This window comes from Streptomyces sp. UG1 (assembly GCF_049974585.1).
In the GTDB taxonomy this organism is placed as follows: Bacteria; Actinomycetota; Actinomycetes; order Streptomycetales; family Streptomycetaceae; genus Streptomyces.
The window spans coordinates 1-23041 of the sequence record NZ_JBNGGG010000030.1 but is presented as its reverse complement, the minus strand read 5'-3'; the positions used below and the strand labels follow the sequence as shown (position 1 = coordinate 23041).

The 23041-nt window shown below is 70.9% G+C and carries 22 protein-coding genes; 7 read left to right on the top strand and 15 right to left on the bottom strand.

Annotated features, from left to right (window positions below):
* Window positions 1-88: 88 nt before the first annotated feature.
* Entirely contained in the window at window positions 89-361 is a 273-nt protein-coding gene (locus ACP4J3_RS30310) for a hypothetical protein (protein ID WP_426539241.1), read from the bottom strand.
* A 126-nt stretch (window positions 362-487) separates the two neighbouring features.
* Window positions 488-1897, bottom strand: coding sequence for a type I glutamate--ammonia ligase (glnA, locus tag ACP4J3_RS30305; RefSeq protein ID WP_426539240.1), 1410 nt, complete (start codon window positions 1895-1897; stop codon window positions 488-490).
* Window positions 1898-2095: 198 nt separating this feature from the next.
* Here glnA and ACP4J3_RS30300 point away from each other — a divergent pair, with 198 nt between their 5' ends.
* Window positions 2096-2563, top strand: coding sequence for an RDD family protein (locus ACP4J3_RS30300; protein WP_426539239.1), 468 nt, complete (start codon window positions 2096-2098; stop codon window positions 2561-2563).
* A gap of 86 nt (window positions 2564-2649) precedes the next feature.
* On the opposite strand, the gene ACP4J3_RS30295 is transcribed toward ACP4J3_RS30300, so the two are convergent.
* From ACP4J3_RS30295 to lipB, 4 genes are all read right to left on the bottom strand, one after another.
* The gene (locus ACP4J3_RS30295; RefSeq protein WP_426539238.1) at window positions 2650-3351 is read right to left on the bottom strand and encodes a DUF4191 domain-containing protein; all 702 of its coding nucleotides are present in this window, start codon (window positions 3349-3351) and stop codon (window positions 2650-2652) included.
* A gap of 44 nt (window positions 3352-3395) precedes the next feature.
* Window positions 3396-3596, bottom strand: a complete 201-nt coding sequence (locus ACP4J3_RS30290) for a hypothetical protein (RefSeq protein ID WP_426539237.1) — start codon at window positions 3594-3596, stop codon at window positions 3396-3398.
* A gap of 258 nt (window positions 3597-3854) precedes the next feature.
* Window positions 3855-4820, bottom strand: coding sequence for a lipoyl synthase (gene lipA / locus ACP4J3_RS30285; RefSeq protein WP_426539236.1), 966 nt, complete (start codon window positions 4818-4820; stop codon window positions 3855-3857).
* Between the two features lie 94 nt (window positions 4821-4914).
* Window positions 4915-5766 (bottom strand): lipoyl(octanoyl) transferase LipB, encoded by an 852-nt coding sequence (lipB, locus tag ACP4J3_RS30280; protein ID WP_426539234.1) that lies wholly within the window; start codon window positions 5764-5766, stop codon window positions 4915-4917.
* A 280-nt stretch (window positions 5767-6046) separates the two neighbouring features.
* Between lipB and ACP4J3_RS30275 the strand changes: the two genes are divergently transcribed.
* Window positions 6047-7486 (top strand): regulator, encoded by a 1440-nt coding sequence (locus tag ACP4J3_RS30275; protein WP_426539233.1) that lies wholly within the window; start codon window positions 6047-6049, stop codon window positions 7484-7486.
* A 12-nt stretch (window positions 7487-7498) separates the two neighbouring features.
* On the opposite strand, the gene ACP4J3_RS30270 is transcribed toward ACP4J3_RS30275, so the two are convergent.
* On the bottom strand, window positions 7499-8881 hold the full coding sequence (locus ACP4J3_RS30270; RefSeq protein ID WP_426539232.1) for an NAD(P)/FAD-dependent oxidoreductase: 1383 nt from the start codon (window positions 8879-8881) through the stop codon (window positions 7499-7501).
* A gap of 153 nt (window positions 8882-9034) precedes the next feature.
* Complete coding sequence (locus ACP4J3_RS30265; RefSeq protein ID WP_426539231.1) at window positions 9035-9937, bottom strand: TIGR01777 family oxidoreductase; 903 nt, start codon at window positions 9935-9937, stop codon at window positions 9035-9037.
* An 81-nt stretch (window positions 9938-10018) separates the two neighbouring features.
* Here ACP4J3_RS30265 and ACP4J3_RS30260 point away from each other — a divergent pair, with 81 nt between their 5' ends.
* Window positions 10019-10519: an N-acetyltransferase family protein gene (locus ACP4J3_RS30260; RefSeq protein WP_426539230.1), complete on the top strand. Its 501-nt coding sequence runs from the start codon at window positions 10019-10021 to the stop codon at window positions 10517-10519.
* A 6-nt stretch (window positions 10520-10525) separates the two neighbouring features.
* Here ACP4J3_RS30260 and ACP4J3_RS30255 read toward each other — a convergent pair whose 3' ends face one another.
* Window positions 10526-11710: a MarP family serine protease gene (locus ACP4J3_RS30255; protein ID WP_426539229.1), complete on the bottom strand. Its 1185-nt coding sequence runs from the start codon at window positions 11708-11710 to the stop codon at window positions 10526-10528.
* A gap of 323 nt (window positions 11711-12033) precedes the next feature.
* Here ACP4J3_RS30255 and ACP4J3_RS30250 point away from each other — a divergent pair, with 323 nt between their 5' ends.
* Window positions 12034-12771 carry a peptidoglycan recognition protein family protein gene (locus ACP4J3_RS30250; RefSeq protein ID WP_426539228.1) on the top strand — a complete coding sequence of 246 codons (738 nt, stop codon included), beginning with the start codon at window positions 12034-12036 and terminating at the stop codon, window positions 12769-12771.
* A 70-nt stretch (window positions 12772-12841) separates the two neighbouring features.
* On the opposite strand, the gene ACP4J3_RS30245 is transcribed toward ACP4J3_RS30250, so the two are convergent.
* The 3 genes from ACP4J3_RS30245 to ACP4J3_RS30235 form a co-directional block, all read right to left on the bottom strand.
* Window positions 12842-13984 (bottom strand): lipid II:glycine glycyltransferase FemX, encoded by a 1143-nt coding sequence (locus tag ACP4J3_RS30245; protein WP_426539227.1) that lies wholly within the window; start codon window positions 13982-13984, stop codon window positions 12842-12844.
* Between the two features lie 198 nt (window positions 13985-14182).
* Entirely contained in the window at window positions 14183-14701 is a 519-nt protein-coding gene (locus ACP4J3_RS30240) for a DUF4240 domain-containing protein (RefSeq protein WP_426539380.1), read from the bottom strand.
* A gap of 56 nt (window positions 14702-14757) precedes the next feature.
* Window positions 14758-15741, bottom strand: a complete 984-nt coding sequence (locus tag ACP4J3_RS30235; RefSeq protein ID WP_426539226.1) for a helix-turn-helix transcriptional regulator — start codon at window positions 15739-15741, stop codon at window positions 14758-14760.
* 80 nt (window positions 15742-15821) lie between these two features.
* Between ACP4J3_RS30235 and ACP4J3_RS30230 the strand changes: the two genes are divergently transcribed.
* Both ACP4J3_RS30230 and ACP4J3_RS30225 read left to right on the top strand, forming a co-directional pair.
* Complete coding sequence (locus ACP4J3_RS30230) at window positions 15822-17405, top strand: sodium-dependent transporter (protein ID WP_426539225.1); 1584 nt, start codon at window positions 15822-15824, stop codon at window positions 17403-17405.
* Window positions 17405-17545: a methionine/alanine import family NSS transporter small subunit gene (locus tag ACP4J3_RS30225; RefSeq protein ID WP_426539224.1), complete on the top strand. Its 141-nt coding sequence runs from the start codon at window positions 17405-17407 to the stop codon at window positions 17543-17545. The genes ACP4J3_RS30230 and ACP4J3_RS30225 overlap by 1 nt, the downstream gene beginning before the upstream one ends.
* A 66-nt stretch (window positions 17546-17611) precedes the next feature.
* Here the strand turns inward: ACP4J3_RS30225 and aceE are convergent, their stop codons facing one another.
* Window positions 17612-20317 (bottom strand): pyruvate dehydrogenase (acetyl-transferring), homodimeric type, encoded by a 2706-nt coding sequence (gene aceE / locus ACP4J3_RS30220; RefSeq protein ID WP_426539223.1) that lies wholly within the window; start codon window positions 20315-20317, stop codon window positions 17612-17614.
* A 284-nt stretch (window positions 20318-20601) separates the two neighbouring features.
* On the bottom strand, window positions 20602-21225 hold the full coding sequence (locus ACP4J3_RS30215; RefSeq protein ID WP_426539222.1) for a GntR family transcriptional regulator: 624 nt from the start codon (window positions 21223-21225) through the stop codon (window positions 20602-20604).
* Between the two features lie 266 nt (window positions 21226-21491).
* Here ACP4J3_RS30215 and ACP4J3_RS30210 point away from each other — a divergent pair, with 266 nt between their 5' ends.
* Window positions 21492-21869, top strand: coding sequence for a hypothetical protein (locus tag ACP4J3_RS30210; protein WP_426539221.1), 378 nt, complete (start codon window positions 21492-21494; stop codon window positions 21867-21869).
* Window positions 21870-21956: 87 nt separating this feature from the next.
* On the opposite strand, the gene sucB is transcribed toward ACP4J3_RS30210, so the two are convergent.
* Window positions 21957-23041 (bottom strand): 2-oxoglutarate dehydrogenase, E2 component, dihydrolipoamide succinyltransferase (gene sucB, locus ACP4J3_RS30205; protein WP_426539220.1); only part of this gene is annotated, 1085 nt, incomplete at its 5' end.

Here is a 23041-nt window from a genome sequence, read left to right as displayed (position 1 = left end):
ACTGCCAGTGTGCATCGGATGCGCCCCATTAAGCGGTCCCGAAAGGCTCCAGGAGGGGCAAAAGGTCCCTACTACGGCCCTCAGTACCTCAGTACGACCCTCGGAAGTTGAGGTACCCCAGCAGCAGGATCACCGCGGCCACACAGCCGAGGACGATCGCCGTGGACACCCAGCCCGAGCGGTGGCGCTGCCGTGCCACATGATCGGGATCGCCCCGGAACGGCACCGGGCCGGGCGGGTTCTCCTTCCAGCGCGCGGCGAGCATACGGGCCCGCGCCGAGGGCTCCTTGTGCTCGGCGTTGTCCGCCCACTTCAGGTCGAACTCCCGCTCCTGATCGTCCTGTTCGTGTCGCTCCGGCATCCGTCCACCCCCGCGTCGTCTCACCCGAAGAATAGAACATACGCCCGCGCCCCCGCCGTCGGTACAACAGCGGGGGCGCGGGCGCTATGCCTGGATCAGGCGCCGATCACACGTCGACGGTGTCGATCACACGTCGAAGTAGAGCTCGAACTCGTGCGGGTGCGGACGAAGCTGCAGCGGCGCGATCTCGTTCGCGCGCTTGTAGTCGATCCACGTCTCGATCAGGTCCGGCGTGAACACGTCGCCCTGGAGGAGGAACTCGTGGTCGGCCTCGAGGGAGTCGAGGACGGCCGGGAGGGAGGTCGGGACCTGGGCGACGTTCGCGTGCTCCTCGGGAGCCAGCTCGTACAGGTCCTTGTCGATCGGCTCGGCCGGCTCGATCTTGTTCTTGATGCCGTCCAGGCCCGCGAGCAGCAGGGCCGAGAAGGCCAGGTACGGGTTGCCGGAGGAGTCGGGCGCGCGGAACTCGACGCGCTTGGCCTTCGGGTTGGAGCCCGTGATCGGGATACGCATCGCGGCCGAGCGGTTGCGCTGCGAGTACACCAGGTTGATCGGCGCCTCGAAGCCCGGCACCAGACGGTGGTACGAGTTCACCGTCGGGTTGGTGAAGGCCAGCAGCGACGGGGCGTGCTTGAGGATGCCGCCGATGTAGTAGCGGGCGGTGTCCGACAGGCCCGCGTAACCGGCCTCGTCGTAGAAGAGCGGGGAGCCGGACTGCCACAGCGACTGGTGCACGTGCATGCCCGAGCCGTTGTCACCGAAGATCGGCTTCGGCATGAAGGTCGCGGTCTTGCCGTTGCGCCAGGCGACGTTCTTCACGATGTACTTGAAGAGCTGGAGGTCGTCGGCGGCGGCGAGCAGCGTGTTGAACTTGTAGTTGATCTCGGCCTGGCCGGCGGTGCCCACCTCGTGGTGCTGGCGCTCGACCTGCAGGCCGGCGTTGTTCAGCTCCAGGGTGATCTCGGCACGCAGGTCGGCGAAGTGGTCGACCGGTGGGACCGGGAAGTAACCGCCCTTGTAGCGGACCTTGTAACCACGGTTGTCCTCGAGGGCACCGGTGTTCCAGGCGCCCGCCTCGGAGTCGATGTGGTAGAAGGACTCGTTCGACGACGTGGCGAAACGCACGCTGTCGAAGACGTAGAACTCGGCCTCCGGACCGAAGTACGCGGTGTCCGCGATACCGGTGGAGGCGAGGTAGGCCTCGGCCTTCTTGGCCACGTTGCGCGGGTCACGGGAGTACTGCTCGCCCGTGATCGGGTCGTGGATGAAGAAGTTGATGTTGAGCGTCTTGTCGCGGCGGAACGGGTCGACCCGGGCCGTCGACAGGTCGGCACGCAGCGCCATGTCGGACTCGTGGATCGCCTGGAAACCGCGGATCGACGATCCGTCGAAGGCGAGCTCGTCGTCCGGGTCGAACGCCTCGACGGGCACCGTGAAGTGCTGCATGACGCCCGGCAGGTCGCAGAAGCGGACGTCGACGAACTTGACGTCCTCGTCCGCGATGAACTTCTTGGCCTCGTCGGCGTTCTGGAACATCCAGCTCCTCCTACTCCCGACCGTCCGTGCCGGGGTGGTAGTTCGGTCGTGCGGCCAGTGCGGTGGCACACGCTGACCTCGACCCTAGGGACGGGTGATTTCTCGGGCGTGACCCATTTGTTTCACACACGTTAACCGGACATCCCGCACCTCACCCCACCTGTCCACATCGCAAAACGGGCACAGTACCGTGGGCACGTGGACAAGAGGCAAGCAATCGGATCCTGGCTCTCCGGCCCCCGCGCGGCCGCCGAGGACGCCGGTGTCGACTTTGGATACCGGGGTCAGCAACTCGGCCTTCCGAAGGAGGGCCCGGGCTCCGTCGCCGGCCCGGGACGGCGGCTCGGAGCGCTCGCCGTCGACTGGGGCATCTGCCTCTTGATCGCATACGGTCTCATCACCGACGGCTACGGCCAGGCGACCAGCAACTGGGCCCTGCTCCTGTTCTTCGTGATGAGCGCCCTGACCGTGGGCTCGGTCGGCTTCACTCCGGGTAAGCGGCTCTTTGGCCTGCGCGTGGTCGTCCTGGAGACCGGCACGGTGAACCCACTGCGCGCCCTGCTGCGCACGGCCCTGCTCTGCGTCGCCGTCCCGGCCCTGATCTGGGACCGCGACGGCCGGGGCTTGCACGACCGGCTGGCGCGGACCGTGGAAGTGCGCATGTAGCCGTACGACGAAGGGGGCGCCCGGACCACATCCATATGCGGCTACCGCCGCGTGATCCGGGCGCCCCCTTTCTCGTACGAGGGGAATCAGCGAGCCTTCGGCCCGCCCTTCGGCAGCTTCATGCCCTTCGGCATGGGCCCCTTCGGCATCGGCATGTTGCTCATCAGGTCGCCCATGGCCCGCAGCCGGTCGTTGGTGGCGGTCACCTGGGGGCCGGTGAGCACGCGCGGCAGCTTCACCATGGTGGTCCGCAGCTTCTTCAGCGGGACCTGGCCCTCGCCGACGCCGACGATCAGATCGTGCACCGGCACGTCCGCGACGACGCGGTTCATCTTCTTCTTCTCGGCGGCCAGCAGGCTCTTCACCCGGTTCGGGTTGCCCTCGGCGACCAGCACGATGCCGGCCTTGCCGACGGCCCGGTGGACCACGTCCTGGCTGCGGTTCATCGCCACCGCGGGTGTCGTCGTCCAGCCCCGTCCGATGTTGTCCAGCACGGCCGCTGCGGCGCCCGGCTGGCCTTCCATCTGCCCGAAGGCCGCCCGCTCGGCCCGGCGCCCGAAGACGATCGCCGACGCGAGGAAGGCGAGCAGCAGGCCCAGGATGCCGAGATAGATGGGGTGACCGATCAAGAAACCGATCGCGAGGAAGACACCGAAGGTGACGATTCCGACTGCCGCGAGTACAAGACCGATCTTCTTGTCGGCCCTGCGGGTCATCTTGTAGGTCAGGGCGATCTGCTTCAGTCGCCCGGGGTTCGCAGCGTCCGCTGCGGTTTCCTTCCTCGCCATGCCACGAAGTCTACGTGGCCCCGGAGGCGTCGACGACGGCAGCCTCAGAGGTGGGGGACCGGGGTCTGATCGAGGACGCGCTGGGCCTCGACCCGGTCCTTGGCGCGACGGCGGTCCTCCAGCACGGAGGTCCAGGCGTTGCGGCGGGCGGTGCGCTGACCGCTGCTCATGAGCAGGTGCTCGACGGCACGGAGTGCATCGGTGAAGGACGGGATGGCGTTGGCGCGAACGGGCGCGGCCTGCATGGTGGAGGTCCCCCCTCGGGAATGGCGGCTTCGGCGGGTGGTGCACGGGGTGTACAACCAGGGTCACTGATTGGTGTTACCAGGGCGTGACCGAGCGGTCAAACACCAATGAAGCCTTAATGCGCGGCCGAAAAAGCTTGACGCGGCCCTGATGACGCCCCTATCTGCGGGGACGTCCCAGAACCGCGTCAACAGATCTCTACCAGCGGGTAGTTGCTTGTGCGCAGATTCACACGACTGCGGTGGCACTCCGTGCCATCAGACCGCCTGGGAGGCGACGTACGTTCCACGCCTCTCGACGGCCATCTGGTAGAGCCGCCCGGCCCGGTAGGAGGAGCGGACCAGCGGTCCGGACATCACGCCGGAGAAGCCGATCTGCTCGGCCTCCTCCTTCAGCTCCACGAACTCCTGCGGCTTGACCCAGCGCTCCACCGGGTGGTGGCGGACGCTCGGGCGCAGGTACTGCGTGATGGTGACCAGCTCGCAGCCCGCCTCGTGCAGTTGCCGCAGCGCCTCGCTGACCTCCTCGCGGGTCTCGCCCATGCCGAGGATCAGGTTGGACTTGGTGACCAGGCCGTAGTCGCGGGCCTCGGTGATGACCTTCAGGGAGCGCTCGTAGCGGAAGCCGGGGCGGATGCGCTTGAAGATCCGCGGGACCGTCTCGACGTTGTGCGCGAAGACCTCGGGCCGAGAGGCGAAGACCTCTTCGAGCAGTTCCGGTACGGCGTTGAAGTCGGGGGCGAGTAGCTCGACCTTGGTCCGGCCGGCCTCGCGGTCCACGGTCTGCTGGTGGATCTGCCGCACCGTCTCGGCGTACAGCCAGGCGCCGCCGTCCGGGAGGTCGTCGCGGGCGACGCCGGTGATGGTGGCGTAGTTCAGGTCCATGGTGACCACGGACTCACCGACCCGGCGCGGCTCGTCGCGGTCGAGCGCCTCGGGCTTGCCGGTGTCGATCTGGCAGAAGTCGCAGCGCCGGGTGCACTGGTCGCCGCCGATGAGGAAGGTCGCCTCGCGGTCCTCCCAGCACTCGTAGATGTTCGGGCAGCCGGCTTCCTGGCAGACCGTGTGCAGGCCCTCGCTCTTCACGAGGTTCTGCATCTTCGTGTACTCGGGGCCCATTTTCGCCCGGGTCTTGATCCACTCGGGCTTGCGCTCGATGGGGGTCTGGCTGTTGCGGACCTCCAGGCGCAGCATCTTGCGTCCGTCCGGTGAGACTGCGGACACGACTGGCTCCCTAGCGATTGATTCTTCGGCGCCCTCAAGGGTACGCCCGTGGATTTGAATGCCTGCGTGGGTGTCAGCCCCTCCACGGGCCTGTTTATGCCGCCGGCGTCTTCTCGATCTCCCGCGGCTTCAACTCCGCGTTCTCCAGTACGTCCCGCAGGTGCCGCTCGACCACCGGCAGCACCTCGTCGATGGTGACGTCCCGGCCCAGCTCGGCCGCCAGCGAGGCGACCCCCGCGTCCCGGATGCCGCACGGGATGATTCGGTCGAACCACTTGTTGTCCGGGTTCACGTTCAGCGCGAAGCCATGCATCGTCACGCCCTTGGCCACCCGGATCCCGATCGCCGCGATCTTGCGGTCCTCGCGCCGCTGGCCGGCGTTGGAGGGGGCGTACTCGGGGCCGTTCAGTCGCGGGTCGAACTCCTCGTCGGTGAGGCGGGGGTCGAAGTCCAGGGACAGTCCCGCCCGTCGCCCGCCACCACCCTCAGTCGAAGCGCTGCGCGCTGCCCCTCCACTCCGGGCGGGGCGCCGCTCGACGGGGTCGCCCAGGACCCACACTCCGCTGCGGCCCTCCACGCGCGTGGTCTGAAGGCCGAACTCCGCGCAGGTGCGGATCAGGGCCTCCTCCAGCCGCCGCACGTGCGCCACGACGTCCACCGGGCGCGGCAGCTTCTGGATCGGGTAGCCCACGAGCTGGCCCGGGCCGTGCCAGGTGATCTTGCCGCCGCGGTCCACGTCGACCACCGGCGTGCCGTCCAGGGGCCGCTCGTTGTCCGCCGTGCGCCGGCCCGCCGTATAGACCGGGGGGTGTTCGAGCAGCAGGACGGTGTCGGGGATCTCGTCCTCGAACCGCGCCGCGTGCACCCGGCGCTGCTCGTCCCACGCCTCCTGGTATTCGACGGCGTCCGCGCCGAATCCCATACGGACGAACCGCAACTCACTCACGGCAAGCGCCTCCCTGGCAGACCTGGTAAGCCGTAAGGCACGAAGCGTGCCTACGCCACTGTACGACCGGCTCGTTCGAGTGGGCTCGCGCGGTCAGCGTCAGCCCGGTAGGGCAATCCTCACACGATCGGATGAATAGGCGCCGTAATGTGCGATCGACTGCTTACTCTCCGCTACATTCGCGCCGTTCGAGAGGCCAAAAGGGCTGCTCACCGGCAATCCGGGCACTCGATGGCCGTATGGCCTTGCGAGGCCCGAAAGGCAGGAGACCGCACCGCAGATGACGGAACGACCCGCGCAGCGCACTCCCAACCGCCAACTCGCCGCGCTCATCGCAGAAGCGGGATTCTCCAACGCGGGTCTCGCCCGCCGAGTGGACCAGCTCGGTCTCGAACATGGGCTTGATCTCAGATACGACAAGACATCCGTGACCCGGTGGCTGCGCGGACAGCAGCCGCGCGGCACGACGCCCGCCCTCATCGCCGAGGTCTTCACCCGTCGCCTCGGCCGCCGGCTCACCGCCCAGGACCTCGGCCTCGACGCCTGCGCGCCCGTGTACGCCGGGCTGGAGTTCGCCGCGACCCCCGAGGAGGCCGTCGACATCGTCAGCGGCCTGTGGCGCAAGGACTCCGGCAGCCATGCCGAACTGCGCAAGATCGCCTTCACCCCGGCCGGGCTCGTCGTGCCCAGCCGGGACTGGCTGATCGGCCGCGCCGACGAGAAGGTCGCCCGCGGCGAGCCGCTGGCCCGCATCCCGGTCCAGGGCCGCCCGGCGGCCGTACCCCGCCAGCGCAACCAGGCCGAGCGCGGCCCCGGCCAGAAGGTCACCGGCGGCGACATCGCCGCCCTGCGCTCCGTCGGCGAGCTGTTCCGCTCCCTCGACGACATGTACGGCGGCGGCCACGCCCGGCAGGCCCTCGTGCGCTATCTGGAGCACGAGTGCGAGCCGCTGCTGCGCGGCACCTACGGCGAGCAGACCGGCCGCCGCCTGTTCGCCGCCGCCGCGGACCTCACCAGGCTCGCGGGCTGGACCTCGTACGACATCGCGGCGCACGGGCTCGCGCAGCGCTACTTCGTGCAGTCGCTGCGGCTCGCCCAGGCCGCGGGGGACCGGCCCTACGGCTCCTACGTCCTCGTCACGATGAGCCGCCAGGCCGTCTACCTCGGGCACGGCCGCGAGGCCGTCCAGCTGGCGCGGGTGGCCCAGCAGGGGGTGGGCACCGGCGCACCGCCGGTCGTGCAGGCGCTGTTGCACGCGTGCGAGGCGCGCGGGCACGGCGTACTGGGCGAGGTGCGCGCCTGTACGGCCTCCCTGGTGCGGGCGGAGCGCGCCCTGGAGGCGGCGCGCCCCGGTGATGATGTGCCGTACTGGGCGCGGTTCTTCGACGAGGCGCAGCTCGCCGACGAGTTCGGGCACTGCCACCGGGATCTGCAGCAGTTCCGGGCGGCGGCGCAGCACGCGGAGCGGTCGTTGCAGTTGCGTGCGCCCGCGTATGCCCGCAGCCGGCTGTTCTCGCGGGTCGTCCTCGCCTCTGCGCGGCTGGGTCTGGGCGAGCTCGACCAGGCCTGTGCGCTGGGGGCGGAGGCCGCGGGGGCCGCGGTGGAGATGCGGTCCGTGCGGGCGATCGAGTACGTCAAGGACTTCGAGCGGAGGTTGGAGCCTTATCGGGATGCGGCGCCTGTGAGGGGGTATCGGGACAAGGTTGCGGCGTTGCTGTAAGTGCCGTGCGCCTTATGCCGCCGCCCGTAACGGCTCCCCCCTGTGCAGCGACCCCGCCGCCCCCAGGTCCGTCAGAATCGCCGACGCGGCCCTGTGTGCCGAGTGCAGGGCGCCTTGGACGGTGCTGGTGTCGCGGTGGTCGCCGCAGACGTACAGGCCCGCCAGGAGGCGTACCGGGCGGCGCAGGTCGTGGGGTGGGCGCATGGCGGGGACGGCCTCGGGGGTGTGGTGTACGGCGAGGGTCTCCCAGCGGGCCGTGGAGGTGCCGTAGAGGCGGGACAGGTGCATGCGTACGGCCGTGTCGATGTCGGGCGGCGGGGTGCCCAGGACCGTCGAGGAGACCAGGGCCCGGCCCGCCGGTGCCCGGGTCGGGTCGACCTGGCTGATCAGCGCCGTGTGCGCGACCGGGCCGCCCCGGTCGGCGTCGAGCAGCAGCGAGGCGCCGGTCGTGGGCGGCTCGTCCGTGGTGTGGTGGACGACCGTCACGGGGTGGAAGTCGGGCACGCGCAGGCCCGGCAGCAGTTCGGCGGCGGTCCGCGCGTCCGTCGCCAGCAGCACGGCCCGGCAGCGTATCTCGCCGTGCTCCGCGGTGGTCACGGACGTCGTGGCCACCGATGTCACCCGCATCCTGGTGTGCACGGTGCCCGGCGGCAGCGCCGCCGCGAGCAGCTCCGGCAGGGCCTCGGCGCCGCCCTCGGGCACGCACAGCCGCCCGCTCGCGAAGGCGCGCAGGGCGAGATCCGCGCACCGGCTGGACGTCGTCAGCCCGGGGTCGCACAGCAGCGCGGCCAGCAGCGGCCGCAGGAAGCCGTCGATCGTGCGCGCCGGAACCCTGCGCTCCGCGAGGGCCTGTGCGGCCGGCGACTCGGGGCGGGCCAGCAGCCGTTCGACGGGGGAGGAGGCGAGGCGGGCGAGCGCGGCGCCGAGCCGGGCCTGGTCGACGGCGCTGCCCAGCGGGGCGCCCGCGCGCACCCGCGGTAGGGCAGCCGCTCCCGGAACGCCCCGTACGGCCCCCGCTCGAGGGGCGCTCGCCAGGGCGCGTACCGCGTGCAGTGCGCCCCTTGCGCGCCTCGCGCCCAGTGCGCTCGGCACCGCGCCCGCGCGCTGTCGGCGTCCGTCGCTGTGCAGCAGTACTCCTGGCGCGAAGGGGCGCAGCGCCAGTGCGTCGAGGCCTGGGGTGAGGCGGAGTTCGGGATACGAGGTCGACAGGAGTTGCCCGATCCGGTCGAGCCGGAACCCGTCGATCTTCTCGGTCGACATGCGGCCGCCCGGATACGGGGCGGCCTCCAGGACTGCGGTCGTCACTCCAGCGCTGGTCAGCCGATGCGCCGCGGAGAGTCCGGCGACCCCGGCTCCCACGATCACGACGTCCGCCTGGTACGCGGGCTCAAGCACGTGCCCCTCCTCGAGGTTGCGCGGCCGGTGGAGACGTGATGCCCCCAACAGGCTCCGGGGATACCCGAGTTCGGCACGAGGTTAGAGCCGTGATCGGTCGGGAACAGTCGCGCATCGGCAGGGCACGGTCGCACGGCGGTCGCATACCGGCACCTACCGTGCCGCCCGGATCGCCCCCTCGATCTCCGGGAAGGCGAACGTGAACCCGGACTCCAGCAGCCGCGCGGGCAGCACCCGTTGGCTGCCGAGCACGTCCCCGGCCATCTCGCCGAGCACCGTGCGCAGCACCGGCGCGGGGACGGTGAAGAGCGTCGGCCGGTGCAGCACCCGGCCCATCGCCTCGGTGATCTCACGGTTCGTCAGCGGCTGCGGCGCGGTCACATTGAACGGACCCGACAGATCGTCACGGTCGATCAGATGCCGGATCGCGGCCACCTCGTCGTGCAGCGACACGAACGACCAGTACTGCCGCCCGTTCCCCATCCGCCCGCCGAGCCCCGCCTGGAACAGCGGGAACAGCCGTCCCCAGGCCCCGCCGTGGCGGGCCACGACCAACCCCGTGCGCGGGAACACCGTCCGTACGCCCGCCTCCTGGGCCGCGGCCGCGGCGCCCTCCCAGTCCACCACCAGCGACGGCAGGAAGCCCGCCCCGGCCGGGGCGCTCTCGTCGACGGCCCGCGCGCCGGTGTCGCCGTAGTAGCCGATCGCACTGCCGTTGACGAAGACCCGCGGCCGCTGTTCGGGACTCAGTGACGCCATGGCCTTCGCCAGCGTCGCCGTGCCCAGCACCCGGCCACGCCGCAGCTTCGCCTTGTACGCCTGCGTCCAGCGCCGCGAGCCCACGTTCGCGCCGGCCAGATTGACCACGGCGTCACACCCGGCGAGCGCGGCCGGGTCCACGGACCCGCCCTCCGGGTCCCAGCGCACCTCATCCTTGGACTCGGGCGCCCGGCGCACCAGCCGCACCACCTCGTGCCCGTCGGCGGCCAGCGACCGCACGAGGGCGCCGCCGATCAGACCGGAAGAGCCGGCCACGGCGATCCTTGAAAGTTCCATGACTCCATCCTGCCTCTGACCTGCCTCTGACCACATAAGACCCGGGTCGGGTTCGCGTACCCGGGTCATAGGGTGGCGCTCATGCCCGAGCCCCACCAGTCGCCGTACATACGCATCGCCCTGCCGGACGACGAGGAGGAGCTGTCCCTCCTCGACCGTCGCACGTGGTCGCCGCTGCACGCGGTCATGCCGCGGCCGCAGCCGCCCTACCCGCCGTTCTTCGACGAGCGCCACGCCCCCGACGACCATCTGGTCGCCGAACTCGACCGCCGCATCGTCGGCTACATCCGCCTGGCCTTTTCCACCCCGCTCGCGTCCAACGCGCATGTGCGGCAGATCCAGGGCCTCGCCGTCGCCGACGAGGCCCGGGGCCGGGGCGTGGGCCGGGCGCTGGTCCGCGCGGCCGTCGAGGAGGCCCGCCGCCGGGGAGCGCGCCGGCTCACGCTGCGCGTCCTCGGCCACAACACGCCCGCCCGGAAGCTGTACGAGTCCGAGGGGTTCGTGGTGGAGGGGGTGCTGCCCGAGGAGTTCTTCCTGGACGGCCGGTACGTGGATGACGTGATCATGGGGCGGGGGCTATGACCGCCGTCACGAGGTGACGAGATCCCCCGTGTCCACCGGCGCCGTCGCGTTCGCCGCGCGCTCGGCGTCGGAGGCGACCTCGGCCGCCGTCAGGACGTAGCCGGTCTCGGCGTCCGAGGTGGAGCGGGCGAAGACCACGCCGAACACCTTGCCGTCCGTGGTCAGCAGCGGGCCGCCGGAGTTGCCGGGGCGGACCGTGGAGCGGATCGAGTAGATCTCCCGGGTGACGGTGTCGTCGCTGTAGATGTTCTGGCCCGTCGCCCGCACCCGGTTCGCGACCGTCGCCGCCTGAAGGTTCAGGTCGCCGTCCTCCGGGTAGCCCGCCACGACCGCCGAGTCACCGCGGGTGGCGGCGTCGTCGAACCGCAGGACGGGGGCGCTGAGGTCGGGCACGTACAGCACGGCGACGTCCCGCTCCGGGTCGAAGAGCACCACCCGGGACGCGTACGACCGCCCGACGCCGCCTATCCGGACGCTCGGCTCGTCGATGCCGGCCACCACATGGGCGTTGGTCATCACATGCTCCGGGGCGTAGACGAAGCCGCTGCCCTCGCGGCCCTGGGTGCCCGAGACGCCCTCGATCTTGACCGTGCTGCGCTTGGCGGCCTCCGTCGCGGCCGCCGTGACGCTGTCGCCGGAGGGCTTGGCGACCTCGGCGGTCGGCTCGTTCTCGAACGGGTTGAAGACCTGCGGGAAGCCCGCCTCGGTGAGTGCGGAGGTGGCCCGGGAGAACCAGGCCGGAGTCGTGTCCGGCATGGCGTCCTGCACCGTGCCGAGCAGTCGGGAGTCGCGGATCGCCGACGTCAGCAGCGGGGAGGAGGACGCGGCGAGGACGCTGGCCGCCACCCAGGCCACCAGCAGCACGGCCACCGAGTTGGCCACGGCCCCGCCGACGCCGTCGGCCACTCTGAGCGGCCCGCGGTCCAGCTCCCTGCGCAGCCGCAGCGCCAGCCGCCCCGCCAGCTCGTGCACCACCGCGGCCGGGACCAGCACCGTGAGCACGGCCGTCACCGTCGCCTGCGTCGTACCCGGTGTGACCAGGTCCATCATCCACGGCAGAATCCATACGCCGACCACCGCGCCGCCCACGAAACCGGCCAGTGAGACGCAGCCGGCGACCAGTCCCCGGCGGTAGCCGGACGCCGCGTAGGCCAGGATCACCAGGAACAGCAGGATGTCGAGCAGGTCCACTCCAGCCGCCTTTCTCTCGGACTCCCTAGTACGCGCGGAAGGTGCCCGTTGATCAGCACACACGCGGGTGCCGCCCGAAACCGGCCACGCCGCGTGCACCTGGAGCAACGCCCCGGACCCGGACGATGGTTCCACCGCGTGTCACACCACACATCGCGGGCGGAACGGATCCGTCGGACAGTAGGACCATGCGTGTCTTGCGACGGGCAACCCGAAGGGTCTTCAGGCGTACGCGGGGGAGACGAAGACCCCGTGCCGTACGAATACCGTGGGCGGCGCGCATACGGGGGGCGGGCGGGCCCGGCAGCGAGCGTGTCCTGTTCGTGCTGCTCGCGTGCGTCCCCGGGCTCGCCGCGGTTCTCGCGCTGGTGCTCTGTGCCGGCGGCGTCGAGTACACCGTGGCGTCGGGGCGACGGGCGGCCCCGGCCAAGCCCGCCGCCCCGCACGAGGCGCCTCGGCCGCACATCGTGTCGAGGGCGGCCTGGCTGGACGACGAGGTACGGCACGGTCAGCCGCCGCCGCGGTACGACGACCGGGTCGTCGCCGTGTTCGTGCACCACACCGACTCACCGAACGGGTACGACTGCGCCGACGTGCCCCGCATCATCCGCTATTTGTACGCCGGGCAGACCGGCCCCCGGGACTGGGACGACATCGGGTACAACTTCCTCGTCGACCGGTGCGGCACCGTCTACGAGGGGCGTGCGGGCGGCATCGACCGGCCCGTCACCGGCGCCCACACTCAGGGCTTCAACCACCGCACCACCGGGATCGCGGCCATCGGCACCTTCACCGCCGGGGTGCCCGTGCCGAAGGCGATGACCGACGCGATCGCCGCGCTCGCCGCGTGGAAGCTGGGCCTCTCCGACACCGACCCCCGCGCGAGCGTCCGCCTCACCTCCAGCAACAGCTACAGCCGCTACGCCGCCGGCAGCACCGCCACGCTCCCGGCCGTCGCCGGCCACAACGAGGGCTACATGACAAGCTGCCCCGGCGCGGCCCTCACGGCCCACCTCCCGCAGATCAGGGAGACCGCGGCCCGGCTGCAGGGCAGGTCTTGACCGCCGTGCGGTCATCTGCGGCCGAGGCACACCCCCCGCCTCCCTCAGAGAGACCGTGACCGCCCCACCGTCATCTGCGGCCGAGATACACCCCCACCGCCCGCTGCAGCGCCTTGCCCTGGCTGCCCACCGGGCGCTCCCACTCGCCGAGGTACTCCACGGCCCGGCCGCCCGCTCCCGTCTTGAACAGCAGTCGGCCGAGCAGTCGGTCGCCCTCGGTGAGCGTGGGTGTGATGGAGCGCAGGTCGTACGTCCGTGCCCCTGACTGCCGGGCGTCCCCCAGCATCCGCCACAGCAGCGCGCTGCTCGGCCGCAGCTCCCGGCCCCGGCGGCCGGACGCGGCGTACGAGTGCCAGACCCGGGAGCCGACGCTGATCATCAGCGCCGCGGAGAGCACCTCGCCGTCGTACTCGGCGAGATAGACCCGGACCCGGTCGCCGTCCACCGCGTTCAGGGACGCCCACATGCGCTGGAAGTAGACCAGCGGCCGGGCCCGGAACCCGTCGCGGTCGGCGGTCGCGGTGTACAGGCGATGGAAGTCGGGCAGATCGGCCGCGGTGCCCCAGGAGACGACGACACCCGACCGCTCGGCCGTGCGCAGGGCCTGCTCCCAGTGCGGCGCGAGGGCGTCGCGCAGCTCGTCCATCGAGCGCCCCGCCAGCGGCACCTGGCAGCCGTAGCGCGGCTGGCCGAGGCCGAAGCCGTTCGCGCCGGCCTCCGCGCACCGCCGCCACCCGAGCCGCCCCAGCTTCTCCGCCACGTCCAGCGCGTGTCCGTCGAGGCCGTCCGCGGGCAGATCGTGCAGATCGCGTACGTCGGGGTCGGCGACGCCCGCCGCGACGGTGTCCGCCTCCCAGTGCCGTACGACGAGCGGCGGCCCGATCCGCACCGAGAACGCCCCACGCCGCTCCACATGGGCGACGAGGGCGTCCAGCAGGCGGTCCACCCGCGGGGCGCGCCAGTCGATGCCCGGCCCGTCGGGGACGTAGGCGAGACAGCGCCGGGTGCCCGGCAGCGGGCGGTACAGGACCAGCGCGGACGCCACCAGGACCTCCCCGGCCGGGCCGTCCTCGAACCAGCCGACGCTCTCCGCCTGCCAGTCGGGCTTCACATCGCCCCACTCGGGGATCTGGAGATGGCTCGCGTCGGGGTACAGCCGCAGATGGGCCAGATGGTCCTCGCGCGTGATCTCCCGCACGTACGGGCTGGTCATGGGCTGGTACTCCTGTTCGGGGCGGCCACGGTAAGCCGGAGATCACGCCACGGGTCAAGAGACGGGGAGTGAACCTTCGCGGAAGCCCCTCACAGGACCGGAGGTGGGGATCATGAGCAGCAACAGCAGCGGCCACAGCAGGAAGCGGGTCTGGACCGTCGTCTGCGCGGTGGCGACCGTCGTCCTCGGACCGCGGACTCAGTCCTTGAACCGCTCCCACAGCCTGGGGAACCGCTCCGCCAGCACGCGTTCGTTCTCGAGGTCGATCGCCGTGCCCTCCGGTTCCGCGGGCGCGGGCGGGATGCCGAGGTCGGGGGCCACGGTGCCGGTGAGCTGCTCGTAGGCCTCGTCCGCCGCGTAGCCGAGTTCCTCGCCGTCGCCGTCGAACTCCTCGTCGAAGTCGTCCAGCAGGTCGGCGAGCGAGTCGGGGTCGTGCACCCCGCCCTCGTACACCTCGCGGCCCTGGCCGATCAGCCAGCACCGGAAGAAGTCGAACGCGTCGTCGCTGGCCCCGTCCAGCAGGACCCACGCCGCGCCCCACAGGTCCCAGGTGTACGCGCGGTTGTAGCGGGCCTCGAAGTGACGGGCGAAGTCGAGCACCGCGTCGGGATCCAGTCGGACAAGCCGGTCCACGAGCAGGTCGGCCTGCTCCTCGGGATCCCCCTCGGCCGCCTCACGGGCGCCGTCCACCAGCTCCCAGAACTCCGTCTCGTCCATCACGGGTCAAGCATCGTGCCTGGGGGAGTGGGGCGCACGCGGAGTGCGACGGATTGTTATGTCCCGTACAGCGCGGCCAGCCGCCGGGCGTCCTGGGCGAACCTCTCCCGGAGGGCCGGCGGTGCCAGCACCTCGACCTCCGGCCCCAGCATGGCCAACTGGGTGTGCGCGACCTCCTCCGACTCCACCGGCAGCGTCACCGTCACCCGGCCGTCCTCGCCGGGTGCGCCCGCCGCCAGGGCCTCCCGGGCCGACTGCGGATCGACGGCGTACGGCAGGCGCTCCGCCCCGGCCGCGGACAGCCGTACCACCACCTCGGCCCGCAGGATCGACCGCGCGAACTGCTCCGCCCGCTCCTCCCAGAACGAGGGCAGATCGAACTCCTCGTCCCGCGTGAACCGCTCGGCACCGGCGTCCACCGCAGTGAACCGGTCGATCCGGTAGACCCGGAACGAGCCGTGCCCGGCGACCCGCGCGCACAGGTACCAGACACCGGCCTTCAGCACGAGCCCGTACGGCTCCAGCTCCCGCACCACGTCCCGCTGACGCTCCCCCTCCCCGCGCCGATAACGCGCCACGATCCGCCGGTCGTCCCACACCGCGTCCGCCACGGCCGGCAGCAGCGCCGGGGTCTTCGGCTCCTTGAACCAGTTCGGGGCGTCCAGATGGAACCGCTGGGCCGCCGTACGCGAGGCGTCGCGCAGGGACGGCAGCAACGCCGCCGACACCTTCAGCCGGGCCGCCGAGGCGGCGTCCTCCAGCCCCATCTCCCTGAGCGCCCCCGGCACCCCGCTCAGGAACAGGGCCTCGGCCTCGCCGCGGTGAAGTCCCGTCAGCCGCGTCCGGTACCCGCCGATCAGCCGGTACCCGCCGGCCCGCCCCCGGTCCGCGTACACCGGCACGCCCGCCTCCGACAGGGCCTGCGCGTCCCGGGTGACGGTCCGCTCGGACACCTCCAGCTCCCGCGCCAGTTCGGCGGCCGTCATGGACGGCCGGGACTGGAGCAGCAGCACCATCTTGATCAGCCGCGCGGCTCGCATGACCTCATTCTGCCGGGTGCGTCACCTGCTCGGACGCACACACCCTGTGGTCGGCCCGGGACCGTTGGTAGCGTCGACACATGGCGAACAAGCCGCAACAGCCCCGCGAACAATGGGCCACGCGAACGGGATTCCTGCTGGCGGCCATCGGCTCCGCCATCGGGCTGGGCAACATCTGGCGCTTTCCGGCCGTCGCCTATCAGAACGGTGGCGGCGCCTTCCTCTTCCCCTATCTCATCGCATTGCTCACGGCCGGTATCCCGCTGCTCATCATGGAGTACGCGATCGGTCGCAGATACCGGACCTCGCCCCCCGCCGCGCTGCGGCAGATGGCGCGCCCGGCGGAAGTGATCGGCTGGTGGCAGGTGGCGATCTCCTTCGTGATCGCCACCTACTACGCCGTCATCATCGCCTGGGCGGTCCGCTACGTCGGATTCGCCGCCGACGAGGCCTGGGGCGACGACCCGGAGGGCTTCCTCTTCGGCAGCTTCCTCAAGGCCGCCGACGCGCCCGGCTTCGTCTCCGGGTACGTCTCCGGAGTGCTGTGGCCGCTCATCGCCGTCTGGGTGGTGGTGCTGGTCATCCTGGCGTTCGGCATCCGGCGCGGCATCGAGAAGGCCAACAAGGTCTTCATCCCGCTGCTGGTGATCTTCTTCGTCGCCCTGGTGATCCGGTCCCTCACCCTGGACGGGGCGGCCGAGGGCCTGGACGCCTTCTTCCGGCCCGACTGGTCCGAACTCGGCAACGGCAGCGTCTGGGTGGCCGCCTACGGCCAGATCTTCTTCTCGCTGTCCATCGGCTTCGGCATCATGGTCACGTACGCCTCGTATCTGCGGCGCCGCTCCGACCTCACCGGGTCCGCCATGGTCGCGGGGTTCGCCAACAGCTCCTTCGAGATCCTCGCCGGCATCGGTGTGTTCGCCGCACTGGGCTTCATGGCGCAGAGCGCGGGCGTGCCGGTCGACGAGGTGGCGACCGCGGGGCTCGGACTGGCCTTCGTGGCCTTCCCGACGATCATCTCCGAGATGTGGCTGGGCGGCGTGTTCGGCGTGATCTTCTTCGTCTCGCTGGTGATCGCCGGTCTGTCCTCGCTGATCTCCATCGTGCAGGTGGTCGTCTCCGCCGTGCAGGACCGCACCGGCATGCACCGCATCCCCGCCGTCTTCGTCTTCGGCGGCGCCGTGGCCGTCGCGTCCATCCTGCTGTTCCCGACCAACGAGGGCGTCTATCTCCTCGACGCCTCCGACCACTTCATCAACCAGTACGGCATCGCGCTGGCCGCGCTGGTGGGTGTGGTCGCGGTGGCCTGGCTGATGCGGAAGCTGCCCGAGCTCCAGCGGGACGCCGACGCGACGTCCGCCGTGCAACTGCGCCTGTGGTGGCGGATCTGCCTCGGCCTCATCACACCGGTCGTGCTGGGCTGGATGATGGTCGACAGCCTGCGGGACGAGTTCGACGAGAACTACGAGGGCTACTCCACCGAGTTCCTGCTGGGAGCGGGCTGGAGCGTGGCCATCGGGGCGCTGGTGGTCGGCGTGCTGCTCTCCCTGATCCCGTGGAAGGCGGCCCGGGGCGGGCTGATCGACCTCGACATGGAGACCGCAGAGGAGCAGGAGGCCCATCGCAGGCGAGGGCGGGGCGAGCACGGAGAGGAGGACCGCTGATGTCCGGTGGCGCCATCATCATGATGATCATCGCCATTCTCATCGTGTGGGGCGGCCTGGTGCTGGCCATCATCCAGCTCCGCCGCCACCCCGACCCGGGGCCGGAGCCCGACGAGGCGCGCATCCCCACCGCGGAGTAGCGCCGAGAGGACAAGAGGGTGCCGGCAGCGCAAGGCTGCCGGCACCCTCCGGTCGATGCGGTGGCCTTACAGGCCGTACTTCTCCCGCGCCTCCTTGACCGCCGTCGCCTTGACCTCGCCCCGCCTCGCGAGCTGGGCCAGGGCCGCCACGACGATCGACTGGGCGTCGACGCCGAAGTGGCGGCGGGCCGCCTCGCGGGTGTCGGAGAGGCCGAAGCCGTCGGCGCCGAGGGAGGAGTAGTCCTGCTCGACCCACTGGGCGATCTGGTCGGGGACCTGGCGCATGTAGTCGGAGACCGCCAGCACCGGGCCCTCGGCACCGTGGAGCGCCTGACGGACGTACGGGACCCGCTCCTCGCCCCGCAGCAGCGCCGCGTCCGCCTCCAGGGCGTCCCGGCGCAGCTCCGTCCAGGACGTCGCCGACCAGACGTCGGCCGCCACGCCCCACTCCTCGGCGAGCAGCCGCTGCGCCTGAAGCGCCCAGTGGATCGCCGTGCCGGAGCCGAGGAGCTGGATGCGCGGGGCGTTGGCCGCCGCCACGGTCACGCCCGCCGACTCCGCCGTGTTGAAGCGGTACAGGCCCTTGACGATGCCCTCTTCGATGCCGTCCACGGCCGGCTTGGCGGGCTGCGGCAGCGGCTCGTTGTAGACGGTGAGGTAGTAGAAGACGTTCGGGTCCTCGCCCGGTGCCGCCTCGCCGTACATGCGGCGCAGACCGTCCTTGACGATCGCCGCGACCTCGTAGGCGAACGCCGGGTCGTACGTCAGCGCCGCCGGGTTCGTCGCCGCGATCACCGGCGAGTGACCGTCGGCGTGCTGCAGGCCCTCGCCGGTCAGCGTCGTACGGCCCGCCGTCGCGCCGATGAGGAAGCCGCGGCCGAGCTGGTCGCCGAGCTGCCACATCTGGTCGGCGGTGCGCTGCCAGCCGAACATCGAGTAGAAGATGTAGAACGGGATCATCGCCTCGCCGTGCGTCGCGTACGCGGTGGACGCGGCGATGAAGTCGGCCATCGAACCGGCCTCGGTGATCCCCTCGTTGAGGATCTGGCCGTTCTCGGCCTCCTTGTAGTACATGAGCTGGTCGCGGTCGACCGGCTCGTACGTCTGGCCCTTGGGGGAGTAGATCCCGAGGGAGGGGAACAGGCTCTCCATACCGAAGGTGCGCGCCTCGTCCGGCACGATCGGCACCCACCGCTTGCCGGTCTCCTTGTCGCGGACCAGGTCCTTGATCAGGCGGACGAAAGCCATGGTCGTGGCCACGTTCTGGGAGCCCGAGCCCTTGTCGAAGGAGGCGAACGCCTTCTCGGCGGGGGCGGGCAGCGGCGCCACGGCGTGCGTACGGCGGGCCGGTGCGGGACCGCCGAGGGCGGCCCGGCACTCCTGGAGGTAGCGGACCTCGGGGGAGTCGGCGCCGGGGTGGCCGTAAGGCACCACGCCGTCCACGAACTGAGCGTCGGAGATCGGCAGTTCAAGGAGGTCGCGCATCTTCTTGAACTCGTCCACCGTCAGCTTCTTCATCTGGTGGTTGGCGTTCTTCGACGCGAAGCCCTCGCCGAGCGTGAAGCCCTTGACGGTCTGGGCCAGGATGACCGTCGGCGCGCCCTTGTGGTCGAGCGCCGCCTTGTAGGCCGCGTACACCTTGCGGGCCTCGTGGCCACCGCGCGAGAGGTGGAAGCACTCCAGGATCTTGTCGTCGGACAGCAGCCTGGCCATCTCGACGAGCGCGGGGTCGGCCCCGAAGAAGTCCTGGCGGATGTAGGCGGCGTCGCGGGTCTGGTACGTCTGCACCTGCGCGTCCGGTACCTCGCGCAGCCGGCGTACGAGTGCGCCGGTGGTGTCGAGCTGGAACAGCTCGTCCCAGGCCGTGCCCCACAGCGTCTTGACGACGTTCCAGCCGGCGCCGCGGAACTGGGCCTCCAGCTCCTGCACGATCTTGAAGTTCGCGCGGACCGGGCCGTCGAGGCGCTGCAGGTTGCAGTTGATGACGAAGGTCAGGTTGTCGAGACCTTCGCGGGAGGCGAGGGCGAGTGCGGCGGTCGACTCCGGCTCGTCCATCTCGCCGTCGCCGAGGAACGCCCAGACGTGGGAGTTCGAGACGTCCTTGATGCCGCGCGCCGTCAGATAGCGGTTGAAGCGCGCCTGGTAGATCGCCGACAGCGGGCCGAGGCCCATGGAGACGGTGGGGAACTCCCACAGCCAGGGCAGGCGGCGCGGGTGCGGGTAGGACGGCAGGCCGTTGCCTCCGGCCTCCTGGCGGAAGTTGTCCAGGTGCGTCTCGTTCAGGCGGCCGTCGAGGAAGGCGCGGGCGTAGATGCCGGGGGAGGCGTGGCCCTGGATGTAGAGCTGGTCGCCGGAGCCGTCGGCCTCCTTGCCCTTGAAGAAGTGGTTGAAGCCGGTCTCGTAGAGCCAGGCGGCGGAGGCGAAGGTGGCGATGTGGCCGCCGACGCCGTGTTTGCTGCCCCGGGTCACCATCGCGGCCGCGTTCCAGCGGTTCCACGCGGTGATACGGCGCTCCATCGCCTCGTCACCGGGCACGGGCGGCTCGGCGGCGGTGGGGATGGTGTTGACGTAGTCGGTCTCGAGGAGCTTGGGCAGCGCGACGCCGGTGCCCTCCGCGCGCTCCAGCGTGCGGCGCATCAGGAACGCGGCACGGTGCGGGCCGGCAGCCTTGGCGACCGCGTCCAGCGAGGCCTGCCATTCGGCGGTCTCCTCGGGGTCGCGGTCCGGGAGCTGGTCGAGCTCGCTCGGCTGGATGGCGTTGGGGTCGGTCATGTCGCCGCCTTCCTCAGTCGAAGGGGGTTCCCTCATCGGTAAGGGTTCGGGGGTGCCCTTGGTCTTTGGCAGGACAGGGCGGGGACCTCGGTGTGGTGACACCGTGCGGCTGCCGCCGCGTGGTCCGTCGGCGACAATAACTCCCTGATCGATGATCGATCAAAGGGTTCAAGGGCAAAACTTCTCGATTACGAGAAAGTCGGCATGCGGTGCCTTTGGGGATGGCACCGGGTGCCGCGTTTTCGAACGGTTTCCGCAGGTGAGCGCCTGGATGCTCGGCTGTGTCACGCCCGCGGCGCGCAGCCCAGGACGTGCGCCTTCACCAGCTCCGCGATCCTCGGGTCCCGCCTGCGGAACGCCTGGACCAGCTCCTCGTGCTCCTCCGCGTACGACTGCTGAACGGTCCCGAGCCAGCGGATGGACAGTGCCGTGAAGACCTCGATGCCCAGGCCCTCCCAGGTGTGCAGCAGCACGGAGTTGCCGGCGGCCCGCACCAGTTCGCGGTGGAAGGCGACGGTGTGCCGCACCTGGCCCGTGCCGTCGGCGTTGCGGTCGGCCTCGTAGAGGGCGCCGACGTGGGGTTCCAGGGCCGAGCAGTCCTCGGCGAGCCGGTCGGCCGCGAGTTCGGCGGCGATGGCCTCCAGGCCGGCCCGGACCGGGTAGCTCTCCTCCAGGTCGGCGGCGGTCAGATTCCGTACCCGCACGCCCTTGTTGGGCGCGGACTCGATCAGGCGCAGGGACTCCAGCTCGCGCAGCGCCTCACGTACGGGGGTCTGGCTGACCTCCAGCTCCGTGGCGATCCGCCGCTCCACGATGCGCTCGCCCGGCTGCCAGCGACCGCTGATGATCCCCTCCAGGATGTGCTCGCGGATCTGTTCGCGCAGCGAGTGGATGACGGGGGCGGTCATGAGGGCTCCTTTGGGCGCGTTGACGTTTAGACAATACGGCCGTTGCGCTCCGCTGGGAGGGCCGACAGGGGGGCTTTGGTGCAGGTGAGACGAGACTTACACGCGCGTGCCGCCCGGCCCGCGGCCACAGAACGTTGACACGGACTTCAGAGGGCGTCCATGATCTTTGCCGCACGGGGGGTGGCATGGGCCTGACAGTAGATGATCGGGCGCGCGTTGTTCCGGTACGCCTCGTGCGCACTCACACCGAGGAAACGAGGAACCGCGTGAACAGAAAGCTCGCCCGCTCGGCCTTCGTCGCGGCTGTCGCCGCCGGACTCGCCGTGACGACCACGTCCGCGCACGCCAGTGACATGGACTCCTGGAGCCTGGAGCTGCGCGCCCACGCCCACTTCGAGGACTACGGCGAGATCGTCACGATCGAGGACACCGCGAAGGACGGCCGCAGCGCGGTGGTGCAGGTGCGCTACAGCGGCACCGAGTACAAGACGTACTGGAACCCGAACGGCGTCAACTCCGTGCGCACGATCAACCTGAGCATCCCCGAGATGGACGAGGTGTGGATCCGCGCCTGCTCCGGGGAGTACAGCGGCTACCGCATCTACGTGGAGGAGTGCGGCTACTGGAAGGGCGGCCGGGCCTGACGCCCTGAGCGCTCCCCGCCGACGACAAGGCGCCCCCGCCCGGAGGTCTCCGGACGGGGGCGCCTTTCGCTGGTCCCCGCTGCAGGGTCAGAGGCCGAGCTCGACCTCGAACTCGCCCGCCTCCAGGATCGCCTTGACCGCCGTCAGGTAACGGGCCGCGTCGGCGCCGTCCACCAGGCGGTGGTCGTAGGAGAGGGTCAGGTAGGTCATGTCGCGGACGCCGATGACCGTGCCCTCCGCCGTCTCGATCACGGCCGGGCGCTTGACCGTCGCGCCGATGCCGAGGATCGCGACCTGGCCCGGCGGCACGATGATCGTGTCGAACAGCGCGCCACGCGAACCGGTGTTGGAGATGGTGAAGGTCGCGCCGGACAGCTCGTCGGGCGTGATCTTGTTGGCGCGGACCTTGCCGGCCAGGTCGGCCGTGGCCTTGGCGATGCCGGCGAGGTTCAGGCCGCCCGCACCCTTGATGACCGGGGTCATCAGGCCCTTCTCCGAGTCCACCGCGATACCGATGTTCTCGGTGTCGAAGTAGGTGATCGTGCCCTCGGCCTCGTTGATCTTGGCGTTGATGACCGGGTGGGCCTTCAGCGCCTGGGCCGCCGCCTTCACGAAGAACGGCATCGGGGAGAGCTTGACGCCCTCGCGCGCGGCGAAGGAGTCCTTGGCCTGGGCGCGGAGCTTCATCAGGCGGGTGACGTCGACCTCGACGACCGACGAGAGCTGCGCCTGCTCGTGCAGCGCCTTGACCATGTTGTCGCCGATGACCTTGCGGATGCGCGGCATCTTGACGGTCTGGCCGCGGAGGGGGGAGACCTCCAGGGCCGGCGCCTTCTTCGCGGCGGCCGGAGCGGCAGCGGCGGGTGCCGGAGCAGCGGCGGCGGCCTTCGCGGCCTCGGCGGCGGCGATGACGTCCTGCTTGCGGATACGGCCGCCGACGCCGGTGCCCTTGACGGTGGCCAGGTCGACGCCGTTCTCGGCGGCGAGCTTGCGCACCAGCGGGGTGACGTAGGCACCCTCGTCGGTCGGCTGGGCGGCGGCCGGAGCGGCCGGCGCCGGGGTCACCGGGGCGGGGGCGGGCTTCGGCGCGGGGGCCGGAGCCGCGGGGGCGGCCGGGGCGGCCGGAGCCGGGGCGGCAGCGGCGGGCGCGGCCGGAGCGGCAGGCGCGGGGG